Below are 20933 nucleotides of genomic sequence, written 5' to 3'. Positions count from 1 at the left end.
GCATCACCAGTTGGTTATGTCCGCTGCCTCACCTTCGCCGCCGGGTTGCCCGTCCTTCCCCAGGGAAAACAGATCGAACTCGCCGTGCTCGCCCGGCTGGCGATACTGGTAGGGCTTGCCCCAGGGATCGTCGGGAATCGCTTTGCGAAGATACGGACCCTGCCAACGGCTCTCGCCGGCCGGCGCCGCGTTCAAGGCCCGCAAGCCCTGATCCGTGTTGGGGTAATGCCCGACATCGAGCCTATACTGATCGAGAGCCTTCTCGAGCGCGTCGATCTGGGCCTTGGCCGCCTTGACTTCAGACTTGCCGATCTGGGAAAAGTAATGCGGGCCGACGTAACCGGCGAGCAGCCCGATGATCACCATGACCACCAGCAGCTCGAGGAGAGTGAAGCCCGATGCGGCCGTCTTCGCGGCCCCCGCTGCCTGTACACGCATGAATAACTCCGCGCTCCAAGTCTAGGATTAACGTTACCATACATTCAACACGCCGATCTATGCGCAGAAAATCGAACCGGCATGCGTAATAGTTGCCCAACGTGCTGCGTATCGCCTGGCCGCGTATCGATGTGACCGGACCGACCACGATGCGGGAATTGTCGCGAGAGGATACTGCACCGATGACGCCTTCGTCATGTTTGCGAGCCCAAATGCATGGCTTGGTGCGGGTGTTCGCTACGATTCTGGCCGTTCTCGGTGCCCAAGGGGCACACGCCCAGCAGCTCTATGTCTTCGTCGACGATCAGGGCGTCTCGCATTTCAGCGACGCGCCGAGCGACGCGCGCCACCGCGCGATACCGGGCACGCGCTTCCAGCCGTCGGGCGCTCCTCGTACCGCGCCCGACATGCGCCGGATGCGCGCTACGCCCGAGGCCATCGCCCGGGTGATTCACGACACGGCACGTGAAACGGGCGTGCACCCGGCGCTGCTCGAAGCCGTCGCCTCGGTGGAAAGTGGATTCAATGAACGCGCCCGCTCGCCGAAGGGCGCACTCGGCGTCATGCAACTCATGCCGCAGACCGCCTCGCGTTTCGGCGTGAACGACCCCTTCGATCTGCGTCAGAACATCTCCGGCGGCGCGCGCTACCTGCGCGAGCTGATCGATCGCTTCAACGCGCTACCGCTCGCGTTGGCTGCCTACAATGCCGGAGAGGGTGCGGTCAGTCGCTATGGCAACGCGATTCCGCCCTATCCCGAAACCCTCGCGTACGTCCCTAAGGTACTGGATCGCTTCCAGCGGCGCGTCAACGCGCAGCCGCGATCCTCGCAGGAGATGCGGCCCTGACAAGATCGAGACGACGCGTACTTTTCATCGCCGAGGCCGCGACGCTCGCCCACGTTGCCCGCCCCTACGCCCTCGCCCGCGGTCTGGATGAGGAGGAGTGGGAAGTCGCTTTCGCCTGCAACGGCACCTATCTTCGCCTGTTCCCCGACTGGCCCTGGCCTCGCGAGCCCATCAACTCGATCGACCCGCGGCTGTTCATGTCCCGTCTTGCCAACGGCGCTCGCCTCTACCCCTTGAGTACGCTGAGGCAATACGCGGACGAAGACCTGAAACTGCTCGACCGCGTCAAACCGGACGTTGTCGTCGGCGACTTCCGTCTCTCGCTGTCGGTCAGTGCACGCGTCGCGGGCATTCCTTACGTCGCACTTTCGAACGCGTACTGGAGCCCCTACGCCTCACGCCGTCGCATCCCGATGCCGAGTCTTCCGATGGCACGAATCCTGGGCGTGCCGCTCGCCTCGGCCTTCTTCACGCTCGGCCGCCCCTTCGCATTCGCATGGCACACGGTCCCGCTGAACCTGCTGCGCCGCGAGTATGGACTTCCCGGGCTGGGCCTCGACCTGCGCCGCGTCTATACCGACGCCGACATGACGCTGTACGCGGACGTCCCCGAACTCGTGCCGACCGCGGGCCTGCCTGACAACCATCGCTATATCGGCCCCGTCGAATGGTCGCCTGAACTGCCGATGCCGGAGCTGCCGGCGGCTGCGGCGCAGCGGCCTCTCGTCTACGTAACCCTCGGAAGCTCAGGATCGGGTGCCCTCCTTCCGGTCATTCTCGAAGCACTGTCAGAGCTCGATTGTCATGTCGCCGTCGCATCGGCCGGGGCGCTGCTCGATCGCGTCCCCGCAAACGCTACCGTTGCGGACTACCTGCCGGGCGCCCAGATGAGCGCGCGCGCGGCTCTCGTGATTTGCAACGGCGGCAGTCCGACGAGCCATCAGGCCCTCGCTTGCGGCGTCCCGGTGCTCGGCATCCCGTTCAACCTGGACCAGCACCTGAACATGGATTGCGTGGTCGCGTACGGAGCCGGCCTCGCGCTGCGTCCGGAGCATGCCAACGCTCTGACGCTGCGCAGCGCCGCCCAGACGCTGCTAACCGACCCGCAATGCAGACGACGTGCCGCCGAACTCCGCCGTGTCTTCGTCGCACGGCGCGCCGCGGGGGGTTTTCAACAGGCGCTCGATGCGGCGATCATTCAACACACGAATGCCCCTCGTGGCGGCAAACCCTGAGGCAAAAAAATGCGCCCTTGCGGGCGCACAATCGATGCAGGAGGAGACCGTCTCCCGCCTTGCGGCGGGAGAAAGGCTTGTACTTACTTGATGACCTTGTGCATCTGGATGTTGCCGCCGGTCAGGAAGCCACGCACCGTATACATCGGCGTGTCGCAAGGCTGATCACTCGGGCAGATCAGGATCTGATAGACGTCCTGGCAATCCGCGCCTGTCGAAACATAGTCGAGCAGCAAGGGGTCAGGGGTGGCCAGCGGATTGTTCTGGTCGGCCGCGAGGAAGCTCGCGCACTGCGCGGTCGCATTCGGGTTGGCCTGATTGCCCGGCTCACCCGAGTCCACCATGTCTACGCGGAAGTAGTAAGTCTTGGTGCTCACGTTGTCGCTAGCGATGTCGGACGGCGCGCCGTGGGCCTTCAGATAATTCTTAGCCTGCGTACCTGCCGCATTGTTCGGGAAGGAGAACGATCCCGTCCCCTCGAAGTCGATCTGCTTGAACTTCGCATTCGCTTCGGCCGGCTTGATCGCGCCCGGGTCCTTGCAAGCCGTATCGGTGATCCGAGTGTTCTTCGGTGCACTGTGCGTTCCGGCACGGAAGGTAAAATCTCCTGCGTCGCCGCTCTTCTGATGATGCTCGTGCTCGCCGAATGGTCCACCCTTCGTCTTGTCGGTCGTCGGCGCACCGACCTGACCACCGAAGGTATAGCAATTGGTGCCGAAGTTCGGGTCGGACCTGCATTCCGGGTTGCCGAACTTCACCGGGTCCACGTTCCCATTCTTGTCGTTTCCGCCGTAGGTCACCCGGCAGGAGCCTTCAACGACCTCACCCTGCTCGAAGCGCTGGTTCGCGTCCGATTGCAGCACGAAGTGCAGATCTGCGCCGCCATGGGGCCCGCCGTTAATCGACCCGACGGTCGTAGCGCTCATGGTCACCGTGTTGCCGACAACGCCATAGTCGACGAACTTTGCCGAAGGATTCGTCTGCCTGTATGGCGTCACGGTAGACGTATTGAAGAACACCTTCATAGCGTCGATTTGCGCCTGGGTCAGCCCGGGAAAGTAGGCCGGGTCGGCGCTGATGATCACACCTGCCAACTGCGTACTGCCCGATCCGGTGATGGTTTGAATGCCGGAGTAATTGTTCGGGCCAAACTGATCCAGGGTGACGATCGGGCTGCCACCGCTGTAGTCGCCGGTGCTATCGGTGACGACGCCGTAGAGGATGCGCTTGGTGCCAGCCTGCCCGGTGTTAAACCCAGTGCCGGCAAGCATGTTCGAATCGGCCGTCGGACTCCACCAGATCTCGAAGAAATTCGAGCCCGAGTTGTTATATACAAAAGTGACGGTGGACCCGGTCGCCGTGGGGTCAAACGTATTGACGGCCTCGCCAAACCCCGCGACGAAAGTAATCTCGCCCCCCGGCACGGCGTGCAAATCACCGTTGGAATCGACGATCACGCCAAGCTTGGCATGCGAAAGCAGATGAATAATGTTTCCGACATTCAACCCGCCCGCAGGATTGCCGTTGACCGCAAGGGCATTGGCCGGCAGCCAGTCGAACATCCCTAATTCAATGCCACCCGCCCCAGCCCCGAGGCCTTGCCCGGTAGGGTCGAAGATGATGGGATCTGCCGCAAACGAGAATGCCCCTTGTGCACAGAGCGCCAGCGCAATAGCCGTGCGACGCATATTTTTTGGGACTTTCATGGGAACCTCCGCTGATTTCAGTGTTGGCAAACATCTGCCGGGCTAACGCGCAACCGCCACGAATCCCATGCAACGGGAGACGTACACTGTCAAGCATGCTTCGCACCAGATCGAATAAATGCTTTTTTTATCAACCTGATAGACCGAAAAACAAGGTTGAATGAAGGCCCATTCCTGTGAATGTGTAAAATTTCCCGAACAGACGAAGAGGCCTCTGACGCGGCAATTCATCACATTCAAATGGTATTTTTGAAGGAGCCGTGCCACAGGTCACGCTCATCGCCCCTCCGAAAGGACTGAGATCCCCCTATCCCCGCCGCCGTAGGAGACATCCCGGTTCCCCGGTACAGCTGCTTTCGAAGAGGTCTTCCTCTACTAACTGGATGGCCTCCACGTGCTAGCCATGACATCCATTTCACGCTTTGGACATGGTTGTCTTCCCATGCAACGCCGTCGTCGCAGTCATACTGGCCACGCACCCCACGGCCCGGCAACCGTTCAATCGCGATCACGCACTCGACCGTCGAAAAACTTTACAGTCACCGCCGAGTCAGTCTCTGAAGCGCCCGATAATCAGCATCAGTCCATTGTTTTTAAACCGTTTTATGTTTCCTGGCACGGGGACTGCTACAAGCTAGTCAGGAACATCGCGGCGCAACTCTACGTGATGCCGGTGGCTGGTTAAGAAGCGGGAGATACACATCATGTTCAAGAAGACAATCCTAGCAGCAAGCATTCTCTGCGCAGTGGCTGGTTCGGCGCAGGCATTTACGGTCGACGTCAACGGCGGAGCCGCAGGCGGTACAATTAACGGAGTAACAACTCTCGACTGGCTGCCGGGCAATGCCCTCGCCGTGAGCGGCAATCCGTCGGGCGGCCTGCAAACCGGCGATGTAGTGCAGCTGCTCTACCAGGCAAACCTGGGCACGCTGACTGACGGGAACAACATCCTGTACACCAGCGGCGTCGGCGGCTTCCGTTTCACCGCAGTGGCCGGTTTCTTCGAGACTGCGACCGTCACGAACGGCGGCCTGAATGCGACCTTTGCGGTCACGCCGAACACAACGAGCTTCTTCCGGATCTATGCGACACCGACCAACGGCAATAACCTTGCCGGCACGGGTTTCACGACGGGACAACTGGTTCTCCAGGGTACGCTTCAGTCGGTTCAAAGCTCCAACTTTACGGTCAACCCGGCGGCGGGAACCGTTCAGTTTGACCAGTTCGGCACGAACAACTATCCGGGCGTGTCGACGGTCGTTGGCTCCGGATCGACTGACCTGACTTGGCTGATCACGGGCTGGGACGCCGCCTTCTTCCCGAGTTTCAATCTCAACGACCTGATCACGACTGCGATCAACTCGTCGCTGGTCGATCCGTTCAGGCAGGTTGATCCGTCTGCCTTGTTCTCCTCGAACGGCATCGCGAACGGCGATCTGGCCCACAACATCGGCACCTGCAACGGCTGCCCGCAGAACAGCGGCACCGACCTGAACTTCCAGTTCCAGGCGGATGCGAACAGTTCGATCACCGTTCCGGAACCTGGCACGCTCGCGCTGATCGGTGTGGCACTCGGCGGACTCGGTTTCCTGAACCGCCGCCGTCGCATCGAAGCCGCCTGAACGACCGCCACCGGCTAAATCACGCGGAAACAGGAGCCCCCTCGGGGGTTCCTGTTTTTTTGTGTCGAACCGGCTCGTTCAACTGCGTAAGGAATTCCGACGGTCCGGTCCGGCGCCCGCTTCCCTGATGCGGCGCGCAGGAATTCCGCCCCACAATTCGCCGGCCGCAATGTGCGTTCCCTTCGATACGACCGCATTCACGGCAACGATCGCGCCGTCCTCGATCACCACACCCGGCTGGATAACCGCCTTCGCGCCAATCGTGACATTATGGCCGATGACAATGGGTGCAAGGGAGAGATCGTCCCCTTCGACGGCGTGTGAAAACATGACTGCATCATGTCCGATGATGCAGTTGTCGCCGACGCTCGTGAGCGGTGGGTCCAGGATCGTGCCGGCACTGTAGCTATTCGTGCCGAGACGTGCGCCCAACGCGAGATAGATCACCCGCATCAACGGGACCGGCACAAACAGGCCGCGCGTCAGGGGCTGGAAGAGCACCAGGTAACAGAGCAGATAGACGTGGTACGCGAACTCCTCTCTCGACCCCGGAGCGAGGTAGCCCGGGCGCAGCGGGACGAAGAACAGGAAGGTTCGATGCAGCGCGATCGCGAAGGCGTAGATCAGCACGATCGCCGCTGCGACCAGCGTGACGCCACGGAAGTCCCCGAGTGGGAGCCCTCCCACGAGCAGCATCGTGGTGCCGATGCCGAGGGCGCAGGCTGCGAAAAGCAGGACGAGGAAACATAGACTCTGGGCGAGCGTAATCTTGCGCATGGTTTGGCACTCCGGAGGATGCGGTCGCAGGAGCGGGATCAAGCCCGATCGTTTGGTGGCCCGAACATCTTCGCGACCTGCGAGATGACGAACTTCGGGGGGAAAAGGCCAGCGAACATCCGCTGCTTGAAAGTCCCCGGGGCATTCACGGCGACGGCCGATCCGAGCTCCAACCCGCGGATCGAATCGCGAACCACATCGACCGCGGAACCGCGCGCCGTGATTGCACTCGCGTAGGCCTTGGCCACTTCGTCGAACTCCGTGTCGGTAGCGCCGGGAATCAGTGTCTGCACGAGCACGCCACGGTCGCACCATTCGCCGTGCAGCGCCTGGCTGAAGCTGAGCACGAAGGCCTTCGTCGCCGCGTAGACGGCCATATAGGGAACCGGCTGGTACGCGGCGGCCGACGCGACGTTGATAATTGCGCTCGGCGCACCCGCCGCGAGATCGGGCAGCAGGGCGTGCGTGAGCTCGACAAGCGCGGTCGTATTCGTAGTCAGCATGTCGCGATAGGCAGCTGACGGCGTGTCCTCGAAACGTCCCCAGCGGCCGAAGGCCGCATTGTTCACTAGCAACCGGATATGAATGCCGGCCGACGCCACGCGCCCGACGACGCAGCTCGCACCATCGGCGGCGCTGAGGTCCTGCACGATCACCAGCGTGCGGACCTCGAAGTCTTGCTCGAGTTTGGCAGCCAGCGTCAGCAGCCGGTCCTCGCGCCGCGCGACCAGAACGAGGTTCAAGCCCTTCCCCGCCAACTGCGTGCAGAATTCCTTGCCGATCCCGGACGACGCCCCGGTCACCAACGCCCACGCCCCGCGCATCTCGTCGAGCTTCATGCCCCCGCCTTCGCCCCGGTCTCGCCGAGCAGATGGTCAGCCACGCGTAGCGCGTTCGCCGCGATGGTCAGCGCCGGATTGGTCCCACCGCTCGACGGGAAGAAGGACGCGTCAACCACATAGAGGTTCGCCAAGCCGTGTGCACGATTATTGGCGTCCAGCACGCTGCATCTGGGGTCGTCGCCGAAACGGCAAGTACCGCAGGCGTGCGCGATCCGCTCATTGTTCTCGGCCTGCTTGATAAGCAGGTGCCGATACGGCCGCAGCAGCGTCTTCATATGTTCGCGCATCCTCTCTATGCGATTTCCTTCGCGCGCATTCACGCGATATGAAATGGATATGGCCTCGCTCCCGCCGGCGGGCGGAAGGACTCGGTTTCCTGCCTGGGGAAGATCCTCGATGATCGTCGCCAATATCGTCGCCCGCGAGAACAGCAGGTCAAAAATGGGGCGCATGATCGGCTTCACCAGCCCGAAGGCGGCAGCGGCTGCGGGATGCACCTGCTGGCGCAGGTCGCGCTGCAGGTCGTTCGCAATCATCGCGCCGGGCGGCAGCTTCCCGAAAGACTGGATGGCCCCGAGCTTCACGCCGTGGGCCAGGTACAGATCATTGCATCCAAACTCCTTCGCGTTCCCTTCGGCATCCGGCTGGGCTTTCGTAAAGATCGGGTACAAATCGATGAAGTGACGCATCAGATTGTGGCCGACGAGGCCCGAATCGTTTGCCACACCGTCCGGCCAATCCGGGCTTCGGGACTGCAGCAGCAGCGACGGCGTAGCCAGCGCGCCCGCAGCCAGGACGACGACGCGGCCCGACACCCGAAATTCCTTTCCCCGCCGCCGACACACGACGGCGCTTACCCGCTCACGGTCGGCTTCGATCCGTACGACCTCGCATTCATCGACCAGTCGGGCTCCATGCTCCGCCAGCGCCGGCGCCAGACACACTCGGGCGCTATCGTTCTTGCACCCGGACCCGCAAAGATAACCTTGGCAACCACGACATCCGGCCACGTATTCGCATGCGAGCGGCAATTGGTAGGGATGCAAGCCCTGCGTAGCGAGACTCTCGCTGAGCTCTCGTGCCGCAGCGGACATCGGAGGCGGCTCGGCGTATTGCGTCGAGGCCTCGGGACGCAGGGGGTCGCGCGTGCCACGAACCCGATAGAGGCGCTCCGCGGCCTCGTAGTAAGGCAGAAGATCAGCGTAGGCAATAGGCCAGCGCTCGGGCAAGGCGGAGCCGTCAGCATCCGGATAATGCCGCCTGGGCTCGAAATCCGCCGGGAAGAAGCGTTCGAGAACCATTCCATACAGAGCGCTCGAGCCGCCGGTCCCCATGCCCATGAAGGGTAGGAAGCGCTTCGACCGCCCCGAGGACAGATCGTCGATCGGCACCACATAGCGCCCTGCCGCGCTCAGCACGTCGTGCTCGCCCCGCCCCCCTTCTCCGAAGCGCATTTCCGGATAGACATCGCGCAGCGCATCGCGGTCGGCAAGCGACGAACGCCCCCGTTCGCAAAACAAGACCCGCCAGCCCGCCCGCGCCAGAGCGTAGCCGAAGGTTGCGCCACCCATGCCGGTCCCGACGATGACGGCGTCCCACTCGCTACCGTCCAGATCGATGTCATTCATTCGACGCCTCGTGAATGCCGTCCCGTACTATGGCCGCGCGGACAGCATCAGGTCGCGCAGTTCCTTGCGAAGGGAACGAGCGCTCGCCCCGGCACCGGCACCGACGCGGCAGAAGAAGGCAAAGGGCGCCGTCGCGTCGGCACCGGCCAACGCGTCGAAGGACGCAGCGAGCCGGACGGCGCCCTCGTCGATGCCCTTGGTTGCCGAAATGGAACGGCCCGCCTGCACATACCAGCGAAAGATCACCGGCGTCATCTCCGGCTGCAGGTTCAAGCCCAAGGCATCCACGGTGAGCCACAGCCGCTGCATCGCCTCGCCGGTATGGACGTGATCTTCGATGCTTCGAAGAGGCTTGCGCGGCAGCAGCAACAGATGTGCAGCACACGCCATCGCGGGGAGGAAATCGAGCTGGATCCTCGGCGCCACGGTGCCGAACAGGTATCGATTGAAGAAATCGACACGCTCCCAACTCTGCATCACCCATCGCATCAGCTTCGCCGTCATCGCATCGACGCCGACGGCCTGGTCCGGAATGCGGTCGACGCTGAAGCGCGCGTCCCATTCGATTACGTCGCGATGCACCTGGTAGGCTTCCGGGCAGGTCAGCCGCAGGCGCGCGTTGTTCCACAGCAGGCGCGCCACCTTGAAGCGATCAGACAGCGACTCGAACATCAGAACAGAGTGATCCGGTCCTACCGCCTCCACCAGTTCCCGCCTCTCCTCGATCGAGAGGGGCCGCGCGCTCATCATGCGACGTTGAACGGCGCGCTTGCGTATCGACGGGATCAAGGGGTCGGGAGCGATATCGGCAGCCGGCTCGAGCACTACGTCGTAGATCGGTGCCCTGTCCGAAGACCCGGGCCTCAGCGACCAGCGGGCAGCCAGCCCATGCCCCGTCGCGGCTATCCTCAGGGTCTCGAGCAAGGCGCCGTGGGCGATCTGGCTGGCACGACCGTCCAGGTCATAGATGACATGATCGCGGGTGTCGAACCCGTGCACTGCAATTTGCCGGTCGTCCACGATCTCGAATCGCCACGGCTGCGTGTTGTCCCCGCTAGGCGCCCAGCGCGCCAGATCGAGAATCTCCATCAGCGTCGCCCGATCAGCCACGGCCTTGGCCTCCGCCCTGCATACGCCGCAACTGCCCGCGGGCGATCCACAGCGCGAGCCGCTGGATCGGATTGCGGTTTCCACCCGGACGCCAGGTGCGCACTAGACGATTGCGGTAGGCGTCGAACTGGTAGCCCCACGGCGCCGGACGCACAGGTCCTCGCCGGAGGAGAATCTTCAGCGCTTCCGTAGCGGTGACACCGGCACATAGCTGGCATGCGGCGACGGTGGAAGGACCCCGATGCTCGGCAAGATTCACCCGCGACTGATCGGCAAGATAGGGGCGCTGCAGCATTGCCGGCGACAACCCGAGCAGGAAACGGATCGCCATCTCCCATTCGGCACATCCCTCGAGGCGGAAATAATCCTCGAAACTCATGCTATCCGGCATGAAAGCCAGGAACGCGACCCCGAGGCCGAGCGGCGCGGCGGTGATGGCCGGAATCCCCTTTCGCCGGCATGCAGCGAAGGTCGCGCGGCGCGCTTCGAAACAGAAGAAATCGAGACCATCCACATAGAGATCCACGCCGTCGAGGAAGCGATCGAGGTTCGCCTCCGACACTCCTTCCGGGAAACGCTCGATCTTCAGTTCCGGGTTGATTTCGAGTGCCATCTCGGCCAGAACGTCGACCTTCGGGCGACCCAACGCGGACATCGTCGCACCCGCCTGGCGATTGAAATTGACGAGGTCGAAGGTATCGAAGTCCGAGATGTTGAAGGCGCCGATACCAAGCCGCGCGAGGGTCGTGAGATGCACGCCCCCGACACCGCCCATGCCGGCGATCGCTATCCGCTTTTGCCGCAGCGTTTTCTGTTCTTTTTCAGTGACCCAGCCGAGATTGCGCGCAAATGCCGCATCGTAGTCGAAGGTGCTCACCATGCTTCTCCCTGATGGTGTGTCCTCCACAACATCATAGAGAATCCATGCCAATAGAGAAACAGCCATTTTTGGATGGCGGATCACCATTTCCCGGCAATTTCACACACCCCCGCGGATACCAACTTGGACTATGATTAACGAGCACCTACCGCGTTCACGCGGGCCCGCCTAAGGCCCGCCAGGAGAGGCCCAGGGGCGATCCGTCCCGATACATACGCCGGCAACAGAACGAGGAGAATACCGTTGCTTCTGTTCGACCGCTTCAACCTTGGCCACGGTTTCAGAAAATACTTCGAAATCTACCCGGCCACCGACGACTCGCTGCGCGACGCGGTGTATCGCGTGCGGCACGAAGTGTATTGCGAAGAGCTCGGCTTCGAACCCGTCCGTCCGGATCGACGAGAGATGGATGAGCACGACGCCCACAGCCTGCACTGCCTGCTGCGAACCGCGAACGAAGCGAAGATCCCAGTGGGCTGCACGCGCGTCGTCCTTGCCCGAACGAACGACCCGGACTACCTGCTCCCTTTCGAAAGGACCTGCGCGGCGACGATCGACCGCTCGATCATCGATCCCGCACGTCTGGACCGGGACCGCATCGCCGAGGTTTCGCGCCTGGCGGTACGCGCGGCTTTCCGACGCCGGAAAGGCGAACACGCTGAAGCGGTGCCAGTGCACGACGAGGACTTCGGCAGCGTGATCCACCCGCGCTTTCCGTACATCCCGATCGGGCTCTACCTGGGCGCGATCGCGCTCGCGGCGCGCAGCGGGATCGAGACGCTCTTCATTCTCACTGAACCGCGCCTCGCCGCTCATTTCGCGAAGCTGGGCGTCGATGTACGACAGATCGGCGGACCGGTCGAGCATCGCGGTACCCGCATCCCGTCGATGATGGACGTGCAAAGCATCATCAAGGGCATGCGCTTCCTCCTCAAGCCGATGTGGCGGACGATCCACGAGGAAATCGAAGCGGGCTACGAAGGCGAAGCGCCCGTCGAGTCCCCCTCTGCCACCCAAACCGGCACGTGACGGACCTGAGGCAATAGGGACGAAAAAAAACCGCGCCGAATCCGGCGCGGTTTTCATTTGGGTTCGCTGAACGCTCAGCCCACCAGCGCCTCGCGGATCTGCTCCAACGTGGTCGGATCGTCGATCGTCGTCAGATCGCCCGGATCGCGGCCTTCAGCCAGCGCCTGGATCGAGCGGCGCAGCATCTTGCCCGAACGGGTCTTCGGCAGGCCGGAGATGAAGTGCACACGCGCCGGACGCGCGATGGCGCCGAGCAGGTTGTCGACGGTCTTCATCACTTCCTTCTCGAGCACGACGCGCTTTTCGGGGCTGTCGACGCGCGACGCGTCCTTCACTACCGCGAAGGCCATCGGCATCTGGCCCTTGAGCTGATCGGCGACGCCGACGACCGCCACTTCGGCGATCGCGGTATGCGCCTGGATCGCCTCTTCGATCTCGCGGGTGCCCAGCCGGTGACCGGCCACGTTGATCACGTCGTCCATGCGGCCGAGGATCGTGTGATAGCCGTTCTCGTCCTTGATGCCCCAGTCGGACGACGAGTAGATCACCGGATCGGCGAAGGTGCTGAAGTAGGTCGACACGAAGCGGTCGTCCTGGCCCCAAACAGTAGACAGGCAGCCCGGCGGCAGCGGCGGGACGATGCCGACAATGCCCTTCTCGTTGGCGCCGCACTCAGTGCCGTCCTCACGGAAGATCCGCAGGTCGTAGCCGTAGACCGGGAAGGCCGGCGAACCGAGCTTGATGTCGCTTTGTTCGACGCCGCGGCAAATGGCGAGCATCGGCCAGCCGGTCTCGGTCTGCCAGTAGTTATCGACGACCGGGATGCCCAGCTCGTCCATGATCCACTTGTGGCTCGTCTCGTCGAGCGGCTCGCCGGCGAGGAAGAGATGCTTGAGCGAGGACAGGTCGTACTTCTTCAGGAAGGCCGGATCCTGCTTCTTCAGCACGCGCACCGCGGTCGGCGCCGAGAACATCACCGTGACCTTGTACTTCTCGACAATCTGCCACCAGATGCCGGCATCGGGGCGCAACGGCGTACCTTCGTACATCACCGTCGCCATGCCGGCGAGAAGCGGCCCGTAGATGATGTAGCTGTGACCGACGACCCAGCCGATGTCGGAGGTCGAGAACATCGTCTCGCCAGCGTCACCGGTGAAGATGTGCTTCATCGACGCGGCGAGCGCGACGGCATAGCCGCCCGTATCGCGTTGCACGCCCTTCGGCTTGCCGGTGGTGCCGGAGGTGTACAGGATGTAGCTCGGTTCGGACGATTCGAGCCAGGTCACCGGGACCTTGGCGTCCATGTGCTTCGCGCGCAGCGTCGCGTAATCGACGTCACGCCCTTCGACCTTCGGGAAACCCTTGTCCAAGCCGCGATCGACGATCAGCACGTTCTTCGGCGGGAATTCAGCGAGCTTGCAGGCCTCGTCGACGAGGTGCTTGTATGGCACCGGCTTGCCGTTACGCATGCCGGCGTCCGAGCTCACCATTAGCACCGGCTTCGCGTCGTCGATACGAGTTGCGAGCGAACCTGCAGCGAAGCCGCCGAAGACGACCGAGTGGATCGCGCCGATGCGGGCACAGGCCAGCATCGCGAAGGCCGCCTCGGCGATCATCGGCATGTAGATCAGGACGCGGTCGCCCTTCTTGACGCCGAGGTCCTGGTAGATCGCCGCCATGCGCTCGACTTCGCGCTGCAGTTCGGCGAACGAATAGACCTTCTCTTCGTCGGTTTCGGTCGAGATGTAGACCAGCGCGCGATCGTTCGGACGCTGGGCCGCATGACGATCGACGGCGTTATAGCAAAGGTTGGTTTCGCCGCCCTTGAACCACTTCACGAACGGCGGCTTCGAAAAGTCGCAGATCTGCTCGGCGGGCTTGTTCCAGTCGATGAGCCTGGCCTGCTCGGCCCAGAACTCGTCGCGCTGCTCGATGGAACGGCGATGAAATGCCTGGTACTTGGACATGGGTTCCTCTCCCTACAATGATCCCTGCATTACTTGAATGACAGTGACTTCCGGCACAGGTCCTGACTGCGGAGCCTTGCGCCGCGCCACCTTGTTACCGCTTTGTAATTATTTTGACCGCTCCGGCTTCAGGCCTTCTGAGTGCCGTCGTCGCCAGATGCGGAATTGGGATTGTAGAGACTAAGACGATCGAGAGGAATCCCGCAGCCGAGTTGCGCCTCGATCAGACGCAACAAGGGCATGAGCGTCGCAACCACCGCGGGCAGTTGTGCAACGACTTCTTCGGTGTCGCCCTGCCCGACCTGCACCAACGCCTGGTCGATGCTGACGACTTGCTGCCGCAGGCGATCCACCATCGCCTGCGTGATCTCGCCCTGATCGCCGACAACACGGTTGCCGCCAGCCTGCTTGCCGCTGCCGGTTCGCGCCGTCGCGACGTTGATCAGTTCGCTGACGGTCTGCACCCCGTCGGCATTGGAACTCGCGACGCCGACCGTAATGCTGATGCGGATGCGGTCCTCGCGATAGGTCATCACCAGCTTGTCGAGGACCTTCTGCATGCGCAGTGCAAAGGCGGCACACCCCGCAAGATCGGTGCTCGGCGACAGCACGACGAACTGTGACGACGTCATCTGCGTGACGGTATCTTCCTTGCGCACCTTGGTCGACAGGATGCCGGACAGCTTGCGGGTGACAAGCTGCGCGACATGTGCCCCATATTGGGCAGTGAGCTGGTCGTAACGGTCGATTTCCAGCACCAGTACGCTCAGATCCGCCTTCTGCCGCCGTGCGAGGGCGAGATCCTGCTCGCCGCGCCAGTTCAGATAGGATTCGGTCGCAAGCCCGGAGACCGGGTCGACAGGGCTCTGCTTGGCGAGCGCGGCGCGGCTCGCCTCGAGCTCGCGGGTGGTCTGCGCGAGCCGCGTCAGAGAGTCGAGGCGCGCGATCAACTCGGTCGCGCCGATGCCCTTGGTGATGAAGTCGTTGGCCCCGAGCTTGCGCGCGCGTTCACGCGCACTATCGTCTTCCTCGCCGGAGATCACGATCACCGGAAGCTCGTGGACGCGCGACAGCGCCGAGGCACGGATGCGCTCCAGCAGGCCATAGCCGTCGAGCTGCGGCATCCCGATGTCGGTGAGCACGAGCTCGATCGTCGGGTCGACCAGCAGCGCCTGCCAACCCGCTTCGCCATCGGCTTCCTCGCGGAATTCGAAGCGGCCCCGTATCAGCTTGATGATCGACGCCCGCACCATGCGCGAATCGTCGACGATCAGCACCTTGGGCAATGGCTGCTGCTCGCTCATGCTGCGGAATCCTCTTGCTGCGGATCAGGCCCCGATACGCACGACCGTGCGACCTTTGACCTCACCCTTGATGAATGCGTCGAACGCAGCCGGGAGCTCGTCGAACGCGATGGTCCTGGTAACGGCAGCCAGATGCCTCGGCTTGAGGTCGGTCGCGAGCCGGTCCCACACTTTCTTGCGCGTCGGGAATCCCATATAGCCCGAATCGACACCGAGCAGGCTCACGCCGCGCAGGATGAACGGAAAGACCGTCGTGCTGATGTTGAAGCTCGCTGCATTGCCGATGCTCGCGACGGTACCGGCCTGCTTCATCGTCGCGAGAATCCAGTGCAGGATCTGCCCACCGACGTTGTCGACCGCACCCGCCCAGCGACCCGCTTCGAGCGGCCGCACCTTGTCGAAGTCGATGGTATTGCGCAGCAGGATCTCGGCCGCGCCGAGCATCTTCAGGTAGTCGGACTCCGATTCCTTGCCGGTCAGCGCAACGACGTGGTAACCGAGCTGCGACAGCATGTCGATTGCGAGCCCGCCGACGCCGCCCGTCGCACCGGTGACGACCACCGGGCCGTTGGCCGGCGCAAGACCGTTGTCTTCCATGCGTACGATGCCGAGCGCCGCGGTGAAACCCGCCGTGCCCAAGGCCATCGCCTCCTGCAGATCCAGCCCCGCCGGCAGCGGAACAACCCAGCCGGCCGGCACACGCGCGTATTCCGCGTAGCCGCCGTGGTGGGCGACGCCGATATCGAAGCTCGTGGCAATGACCTTGTCGCCGGCACGAAAACGGGCGTCCACGCTGTCGACGACTTCACCGGACAGGTCGATGCCACCGACGCAGGGGAACCGGCGGATGATCTTTCCTGCGCCGGTCGCCGCCAGCGCATCCTTGTAGTTGATGCTCGAGTAATGCACCTTGATCAGCACTTCGCCGGCATCAAGTCCGTCGCGATCGAGCGTCCCCATGCCGCTGACGACTTTCTTGCCTTCATCCTGATCGATCAGAAACGCTTTGAATGGTGCAGTCACGGGCCGTTCTCCTGTGCGGTTGCGGGCGCCTGCCGACGACGCCGTCGTGGTTTTTTGCCCGATTATAGCCAATTCACCGCAAGGCCCCGGCGAAAGCGCGGCGGATTCCCCACCCTCGCCCAAATTCCCCCTTCATTTCCCACGCCCCGAAGCCGATAATCGTTTCATCGACACACGGTGTTACCACCATGGGCTTCATCGACACTCCTCTTCCCTCGGTCGCGGCCTACGTCGAATTCATGTCCACGCAGGACGTTCCGGTGCTGCGACGCACGGTCAAGGAACTGGCTGCACAACGCGACCGGCAGGAAGGATTGGGCGCCAAGGCCGTGGCCGCAGTCGTGCTGGCCGATCCCTTGATGACGATGAAGCTGCTGACGACGCTGCAGGCCAATCGCCCGGCCAAACAGAATCACGACATCACGACGATCGACCGCGCGATCATGATGATGGGTCTGGCGCCCTTCTTCGACCGCTTCGCCAACATGCCGACGGTCGAGGACACGCTCGTCGCACATCCGAAGGCGCTGGTCGGCGTACTGAAGGTCATCGGCCGCGCCCGTCGCGCCGCACACTACGCCCGCGACTGGGCGATCCTGCGCCACGACCTGGACGTCGACGAGATCACCGTCGCCGCGCTTCTGCAGGAGGCAGTGGAAATCCTGTGCTGGATCGCCGCTCCGAACCTCACCCAGCGGGTCTACGACATGCAACGCGGCGACCGTTGGCTGCGCAGCCCCGATGCCCAGCGTGCGGTGTTCGGGACAACGGCGCAGGAGATCCTGTTCGCCCTGGTGCGAACGTGGCAGCTGCCCGAGTTGCTGACCAACTTGATGGACGAGACGCTCGCCGATCACCCACGCGTGCGAAACGTCGTGCTCGCGGCAAACTTCGCACGTCATCTGTCGAACGGCTGGGACAACGACGCGCTGCCGGACGATATCGCAGAGATCGAAAGGCTGGTGCGCCTGAACCGCGAAACCCTGCTTTCCCGGCTGGGGGTTCCCCAGGAAGAACTCTTCCGCTTCGTTCCTCCCGCGACCTGAACTTCCGACATGCTTTGGTATGATGCAGCGCGAATAGAAAGATAAGTGGGGAGGGAGATACCATGAGCGTTTCCGCAGCCGTGCTGCTCGGCGTCGTTGTCGTCGGCGTGCTCTATGCCGTCGTGGCCTACAACGGACTCGTGCAGCTCAAGCACAACATCTCGAAGGCGTGGGCGAACATCGACGTGCTGCTCAAGCAGCGGCATGACGAGCTGCCCAAGCTCGTCGAGGTCTGCAAGCAGTACAAGCAGTTCGAGCAGAAGACCCTGCAACGCGTCACCGAAGCACGCGCCCGGGTTGCGAGCGCACGCGAACAACGGGACGTCGGCGCGCTGGGACAGGCCGAGGGGATGCTGCGCGTGGGGCTCGGGCAAATCTTCGCGGTTGCCGAGGCCTACCCGGAACTGAAGGCGAACGAGCACTTCATGCAGCTCCAGTCGCGCATCACGGCGCTCGAAAACAGCATCGCCGACCGGCGCGAGTGGTACAACGAGTCGGTCAACCTGCACAACGTCCGCATCGAACAGTTCCCTGACCTGTTCATCGCCCGTGCGTTCCAGTTCGAGGCCAAGCCCCTGCTGGAATTCGCGACCGTCGAGAAGGCCGACGTCGACCTGAAGGCGCTCTTCAGCGCCTGATTCGCCACCTGAAGCACGGATGCTGACTCACCTGCGCCGCGACATCGCCAACGTCACGCTGCCGGCACTGCAGCTTATCGCCGTCGTCATTATCATCAAGACTCCACCCGGCTGGCCTTGGGTGCTGGCGCTCGGCATGCTGCTCGGCTCGGGCCTGTACGGTTGGGCACGCTCGCTGCGCACCGTCCGCATCATCACCGACACGCCGACATCCCGCGTCGCCTCCGCCGCTCAAGGTTACGTCGAGCTGCGCGGACGCGGACGCCCGCTCGACGGCCCTCCGCTGTTGTCACCCGTCAATGGCCTGCCGGTGCTGTGGTACCGGGTCAAGACCGAAGAACGCCGCAGCGACGGCAAATGGCATCACGTCGGCACGGACGAAAGCGATGCGTCCTTCCTGCTCGACGACGGCAGCGGCATGTGCGCGGTCGATCCCGAAGGCGCCGACATGATGGTCAGCCGCAGCGAAGTGTTTCACCAGGGAGATACGCGGCACACGCAGTGGAGCCTCATCACCCAGGACCGCGTATACCTACTCGGCGACTTCGCGACGCTGGGCAGCATTTCCCCCGACTTTGACATCTCACGCCAGGTCCGCGAACTCCTCGATCACTGGAAATCGGATCGAAAAAGCCTGCTCCAACGTTTCGATCTCGACGGCAACGGCGAAATCGATATGCGCGAATGGGCCCTCGCGCGCAGCCAGGCGCGACGCGAAGCGATCAAGCTGCGCGACGAAGCCCTCAACGCCGCGGAGTGCCACGTCGTGCGCAAACCGGGTAACGGCTCGCTATACCTGATATCGGACCTGAACCCGAACGCGCTCGCGTGGCGCTATCGCCTGTGGTCAGCCTTTCATCTCGCCGTATTTCTCGGCGCTGTAGCCGCAGCGGCCTGGTACCAGGGACACAGCCGCCTGTTCTGAAGCCTCAGCCCTGGCGTCCTTCGAGCTCGACCCAGCGGTCCATCGCGCCCTCGAGCTCAAGGTCGAGCTCGTCGAGGCGAGCTTTGATCCGCGCAACTTCCTGCGGCGCCTGCTGATAGAGAGCGGGATCGCCCATGCGGGCCTGCAGGCTGCTCTGTTCCGCTTCGAGCGCCGCGATACGCTCCGGCAGCGCCTCCAGTTCGCGTTTTTCGTTGAACGACAGTTTGCTTGATCGCGCAGCAGGCTTTGCGGGCGCGGCCGCGGACTGCGCCTTGGGCGCGGAAACCGCCTTCGCCCGCTCGGCTTCGCGCTCCGCCTCGGCCTGTTTGACGCGCTGCCAATCCGCATAGCCGCCCGCATACTCCCCCCAGCTTCCGTCGCCTTCGGCCGCGATCACCTGGGTGACGACGTTGTCGAGGAAGGCCCGGTCGTGGCTGACGAGAAAGAGCGTGCCGTCGTAGCCATCAAGGAGTTCCTCGAGGAGGTCGAGCGTCTCGATGTCGAGATCGTTCGTCGGCTCGTCGAGCACCATCATATTGGCCGGACGCGCGAAGAGGCGCGCCAGCAGCAGACGATTGCGCTCGCCGCCTGAAAGCGACTTCACCGGCGAGCGCGCCCGCTCCGGCGCGAACAGGAAGTCGCCGAGGTAGCCGATCACGTGCTTGCGCTCGCCGCCGATCTCGACGAAATCCGATCCCGGACTGATCACCTCGGTCAGCGCGAGCTCGGGGTCGAGCTGCGCACGCAGCTGGTCGAAATACGCGACGCTCTGGCGCGTACCGCGGCGCACCGTCCCTTCGTCGGGCTCGAGCTCACCGAGGATCAGCTTGAGCAACGTCGTCTTGCCCGCACCGTTGGGGCCGATCAAGCCGACGCGGTCGCCGCGCATGATGCGCGTCGAGAAATCGCGTACCACCGTCCGCGGCCCGAAACGCTTCGTCACGTCGGTCAGTTCGGCGACGAGCTGCCCGCTCTGGTCCCCCTTGTCGACCGCAAATTTGACGCTGCCCAGCCGCTCGCGCCGCGCGGCCCGCTCGCGGCGCAAGGCTTCGAGACGCCGCACGCGCCCTTCATTGCGGGTACGGCGTGCCTCGACGCCCTTGCGAATCCAGACCTCTTCCTGCGCGAGGACCTTGTCGAAGCGCGTGTTGGCCTTCCCCTCGGACTCCAGTTCTTCGGCCTTGCGGCGCTGATAGTCGCTGAAACGGCCCGGATAGCTGCGCAAGGTGCCCCGATCGAGCTCGACGATGCGGGTTGCAACGTTATCCAGGAACACGCGGTCGTGGGTGATCACGACGACCGCACCGCGGAATTCGCGAATCAGCGACTCGAGCCAAAGGATGCCGTCGATATCGAGGTGGTTCGTCGGCTCGTCGAGCAGCAACAGGTCCGGCTCGGCAACCAGCGCCCGCGCCAGCGCAACGCGCTTTATACCGCCGCCGGAGAGGCTCGATATGAGTGCCTCGCCGGGCAGCGCGAGCCGCTCGATCACTTCCTCCACGCGACGATTGAGCCGCCACGCATCGGCCGCCTCCACGGCATGCTGAAGCGCATCGAGCCGGGCGAGCGCGTCCGCGTCAGCTGACTCCGCCACGGCATGCATCGCGGCATGGTAGTCGACGAGAAGACGTGCAACGTCCCCAAGCCCGTCGGCGATCGTCGTAAACACGTCGCGATCGCGCGGAAACTCCGCTTCCTGCGGCACGTAGGCCACCACCAACCCCGACTGCCGCCACACGGTTCCGTCATCCAAGGCGCCCTGTCCGGCCAAGGCCTTCAACAGACTGGACTTTCCCGAACCGTTGCGACCGATTAGGGCCACGCGCTCGCCGGCGTCGAGCTGGAATTCGGCATGATCGAGAAGATCGACGTGGCCGAAGGCAAGACAGGCGTTATCGACCGACAGCAGAGGCAT

At 63.3% G+C, this 20933-nt stretch carries 18 protein-coding genes; 7 read left to right on the top strand and 11 right to left on the bottom strand.

Annotated elements, in window-relative coordinates; genetic code table 11:
- Positions 1-3: 3 nt before the first annotated feature.
- Entirely contained in the window at positions 4-438 is a 435-nt protein-coding gene (gspG, locus tag VJ673_RS14425) for a type II secretion system major pseudopilin GspG (RefSeq protein WP_324126821.1), read from the bottom strand.
- 101 nt (positions 439-539) lie between these two features.
- Between gspG and VJ673_RS14420 the strand changes: the two genes are divergently transcribed.
- Entirely contained in the window at positions 540-1286 is a 747-nt protein-coding gene (locus VJ673_RS14420) for a lytic transglycosylase domain-containing protein (RefSeq protein WP_324126832.1), read from the top strand.
- A gap of 197 nt (positions 1287-1483) precedes the next feature.
- A complete protein-coding gene (locus VJ673_RS14415; RefSeq protein WP_324126820.1) occupies positions 1484-2521 on the top strand; it encodes a glycosyltransferase in 1038 nt (345 codons plus the stop codon).
- 83 nt (positions 2522-2604) lie between these two features.
- Here VJ673_RS14415 and VJ673_RS14410 read toward each other — a convergent pair whose 3' ends face one another.
- The gene (locus VJ673_RS14410) at positions 2605-4227 is read right to left on the bottom strand and encodes a hypothetical protein (protein ID WP_324126819.1); all 1623 of its coding nucleotides are present in this window, start codon (positions 4225-4227) and stop codon (positions 2605-2607) included.
- A gap of 704 nt (positions 4228-4931) precedes the next feature.
- Here VJ673_RS14410 and VJ673_RS14405 point away from each other — a divergent pair.
- Positions 4932-5849 (top strand): PEP-CTERM sorting domain-containing protein, encoded by a 918-nt coding sequence (locus VJ673_RS14405; RefSeq protein WP_324126818.1) that lies wholly within the window; start codon positions 4932-4934, stop codon positions 5847-5849.
- 78 nt (positions 5850-5927) lie between these two features.
- Here the strand turns inward: VJ673_RS14405 and VJ673_RS14400 are convergent, their stop codons facing one another.
- From VJ673_RS14400 to VJ673_RS14380, 5 genes are read right to left on the bottom strand one after another with little or no spacing between them, the layout of a single operon-like run.
- The gene (locus VJ673_RS14400) at positions 5928-6626 is read right to left on the bottom strand and encodes a DapH/DapD/GlmU-related protein (RefSeq protein ID WP_324126817.1); all 699 of its coding nucleotides are present in this window, start codon (positions 6624-6626) and stop codon (positions 5928-5930) included.
- 38 nt (positions 6627-6664) lie between these two features.
- Entirely contained in the window at positions 6665-7465 is an 801-nt protein-coding gene (locus VJ673_RS14395) for an SDR family NAD(P)-dependent oxidoreductase (RefSeq protein ID WP_324126816.1), read from the bottom strand.
- Complete coding sequence (locus VJ673_RS14390; RefSeq protein ID WP_324126815.1) at positions 7462-9096, bottom strand: GMC family oxidoreductase; 1635 nt, start codon at positions 9094-9096, stop codon at positions 7462-7464. The genes VJ673_RS14395 and VJ673_RS14390 overlap by 4 nt, the downstream gene beginning before the upstream one ends.
- Before the next feature lie 27 nt (positions 9097-9123).
- On the bottom strand, positions 9124-10206 hold the full coding sequence (locus tag VJ673_RS14385; protein ID WP_324126814.1) for a nitroreductase family protein: 1083 nt from the start codon (positions 10204-10206) through the stop codon (positions 9124-9126).
- A complete protein-coding gene (locus VJ673_RS14380; protein WP_324126831.1) occupies positions 10199-11086 on the bottom strand; it encodes a ThiF family adenylyltransferase in 888 nt (295 codons plus the stop codon). The genes VJ673_RS14385 and VJ673_RS14380 overlap by 8 nt, the downstream gene beginning before the upstream one ends.
- A 243-nt stretch (positions 11087-11329) precedes the next feature.
- On the opposite strand from VJ673_RS14380, the gene VJ673_RS14375 reads away from it, so the two are divergent.
- Positions 11330-12115: a PEP-CTERM/exosortase system-associated acyltransferase gene (locus tag VJ673_RS14375; RefSeq protein ID WP_324126813.1), complete on the top strand. Its 786-nt coding sequence runs from the start codon at positions 11330-11332 to the stop codon at positions 12113-12115.
- A gap of 74 nt (positions 12116-12189) precedes the next feature.
- Here the strand turns inward: VJ673_RS14375 and VJ673_RS14370 are convergent, their stop codons facing one another.
- The 3 genes from VJ673_RS14370 to VJ673_RS14360 all read right to left on the bottom strand — a co-directional run bounded on the left by VJ673_RS14370 (position 12190) and on the right by VJ673_RS14360 (position 16409).
- Positions 12190-14082 (bottom strand): propionate--CoA ligase, encoded by a 1893-nt coding sequence (locus tag VJ673_RS14370; RefSeq protein WP_324126812.1) that lies wholly within the window; start codon positions 14080-14082, stop codon positions 12190-12192.
- Between the two features lie 128 nt (positions 14083-14210).
- Positions 14211-15386: a GGDEF domain-containing response regulator gene (locus VJ673_RS14365; RefSeq protein WP_324126811.1), complete on the bottom strand. Its 1176-nt coding sequence runs from the start codon at positions 15384-15386 to the stop codon at positions 14211-14213.
- A 24-nt stretch (positions 15387-15410) separates the two neighbouring features.
- Complete coding sequence (locus tag VJ673_RS14360; protein WP_324126810.1) at positions 15411-16409, bottom strand: oxidoreductase; 999 nt, start codon at positions 16407-16409, stop codon at positions 15411-15413.
- A gap of 188 nt (positions 16410-16597) precedes the next feature.
- On the opposite strand from VJ673_RS14360, the gene VJ673_RS14355 reads away from it, so the two are divergent.
- The 3 genes from VJ673_RS14355 to VJ673_RS14345 all read left to right on the top strand — a co-directional run bounded on the left by VJ673_RS14355 (position 16598) and on the right by VJ673_RS14345 (position 19018).
- Positions 16598-17455, top strand: a complete 858-nt coding sequence (locus tag VJ673_RS14355; RefSeq protein WP_324126809.1) for an HDOD domain-containing protein — start codon at positions 16598-16600, stop codon at positions 17453-17455.
- A 62-nt stretch (positions 17456-17517) separates the two neighbouring features.
- The gene (locus VJ673_RS14350; RefSeq protein ID WP_324126808.1) at positions 17518-18093 is read left to right on the top strand and encodes a LemA family protein; all 576 of its coding nucleotides are present in this window, start codon (positions 17518-17520) and stop codon (positions 18091-18093) included.
- Positions 18094-18112: 19 nt separating this feature from the next.
- Positions 18113-19018, top strand: a complete 906-nt coding sequence (locus VJ673_RS14345) for a hypothetical protein (RefSeq protein WP_324126807.1) — start codon at positions 18113-18115, stop codon at positions 19016-19018.
- 4 nt (positions 19019-19022) lie between these two features.
- On the opposite strand, the gene VJ673_RS14340 is transcribed toward VJ673_RS14345, so the two are convergent.
- Positions 19023-20933 carry an ATP-binding cassette domain-containing protein gene (locus tag VJ673_RS14340; protein ID WP_324126806.1) on the bottom strand — a complete coding sequence of 637 codons (1911 nt, stop codon included), beginning with the start codon at positions 20931-20933 and terminating at the stop codon, positions 19023-19025.

Source organism: Aromatoleum sp. (genome assembly GCF_035254505.1).
Taxonomy (GTDB): Bacteria; Pseudomonadota; Gammaproteobacteria; order Burkholderiales; family Rhodocyclaceae; genus Aromatoleum.
This window is presented reverse-complemented; position numbering and strand designations above follow the sequence as displayed.